We start from the raw sequence: 1,523 nt of genomic DNA on the forward strand, positions 1-1,523 counted from the left end.
AGCCAAAATGCACCACGAATTGAGGGAAACCCCCTACTTTGCCAACAGGGCGTTGGCGCTGTTGTCCGTTGCTTTCAACTGGATGGAACTGGTTGGCTTACGTCCAGACCACAGCAACCCGACACTGCACATCAAGAAATATAAAGAAGAGAAACGGGAGCGCATCCTGAGCGATGAGGAGCTTTCCAGGCTGGGACAGGCCATTGCAGAAGCTGAGAGCAACGGAGCGTCACCTTATGCAGTAGCGGCAATCCGTTTGCTGATCTTGACTGGTGCCAGAGTGAGCGAGATCTTGACCTTGGAATGGAGCCAGGTGGATTTTCAATATGGTGTACTGCGACTGGCTGACAGTAAGACCGGAGCCAAGAGCATCGCATTGAATCCGCCAGCATTGGAACTGCTGGCCACGCTTCCCAAGATTGAAGGAAACCCATATGTGACCCCTGGAAAATCTAATGGTCAGCATTTGGTAAATCTTTACAAGGTTTGGTATGGCATCCGAGAGGCGGCAGGTATGCCGACACTGCGCATCCATGACTTGCGGCATGCCTACGCCAGCATAGGCGCATCCATGGGCATGAGCCTGCCAGTGATAGGCAAGTTACTGGGCCACACCCAGGCGAGTACTACGCAGCGATATGCGCATCTTTCCGATGATCCATTGCAGAAGGCAACCTCGCTGATTGGAGCGCATATAGCGGCGGCCATGCAAGGCCGTGAAACCAATAACGTCACCCCTCTGGTACGCCAGGGCACAGGAGTTTGAATCATGATGGCCATTGAATTACCATCGGACACAGAAGAGATGTTCCAATCTGTATCCAGGGAAACCGGGCGACCTTTGAAAGAGTTGGTGCAGGAGGCACTGGACCGCTTCCTTGAGGAATGGGAGAACCGCCAGGATGCAGAGGATGCACGAATCGCCTTGGAGGAGTATGAGCGCACCGGTGTAAGCGTACCCTGGGAGCAGGTGAAGCAAGAGATGGGATTAAGGTAGACCTCATGCTGTATCGCATAGAGGTTTCTCCCCAAGCGCAACGGCAGTTGCGTCGATTCTCCCGGTCTTTGCAGGAGCAGTTTGGCAGGGCGATTGATTCCCTGGCCAGCAATCCACGTCCATCGGGTTGCGTGAGGATGGAAGGTCAAGCAAGCACCTACCGGATTCGCGAAGGCGATTACCGTATTGTCTACCAAGTACGGGATAATCTGCTCTTGATCCTGGTCTTGAAGGTTGGGAACCGCCGCGAGGTGTACAGATAGCGGAATACCACCGGCTCACGGTGGAACAGAATGCCCGGTCTACGTCGGCCAACGGAAAAAGGGGAAACCTTCACCCCCTGGCCGGGCATCTTCATTGAAGGAATCGGCTCTTCCGTCAATTGCGTACCCGAAACCGCATAATCAATTGTCGTAATAACTCTGAAGATCGCGCCACATGGTTTCAGAATTAGGGTCTCCTCAAAAAGCCCCTACCGCAATTGATCTTCTACCCTGAGATGGGTACGACCTATCGGCGGTTTTTG

General features: G+C 53.5%; 3 protein-coding genes. All 3 read left to right on the forward strand.

Annotated features, from left to right (window positions below; genetic code table 11):
- Positions 1 to 766, forward strand: a 766-nt coding sequence (locus EJP87_RS16225; RefSeq protein ID WP_130472886.1) for a tyrosine-type recombinase/integrase, incomplete at its 5' end; no start/stop codon positions are given.
- Positions 767 to 769: 3 nt separating this feature from the next.
- On the forward strand, positions 770 to 997 hold the full coding sequence (locus tag EJP87_RS16230) for a hypothetical protein (RefSeq protein ID WP_130472887.1): 228 nt from the start codon (positions 770 to 772) through the stop codon (positions 995 to 997).
- 5 nt (positions 998 to 1,002) lie between these two features.
- Complete coding sequence (locus tag EJP87_RS16235; RefSeq protein ID WP_130472888.1) at positions 1,003 to 1,260, forward strand: type II toxin-antitoxin system RelE family toxin; 258 nt, start codon at positions 1,003 to 1,005, stop codon at positions 1,258 to 1,260.
- Positions 1,261 to 1,523 lie beyond the last annotated feature (263 nt).

The organism is Candidatus Magnetaquicoccus inordinatus, assembly GCF_004217665.1.
Classification (GTDB): Bacteria; Pseudomonadota; Magnetococcia; order Magnetococcales; family Magnetaquicoccaceae; genus Magnetaquicoccus; species Magnetaquicoccus inordinatus.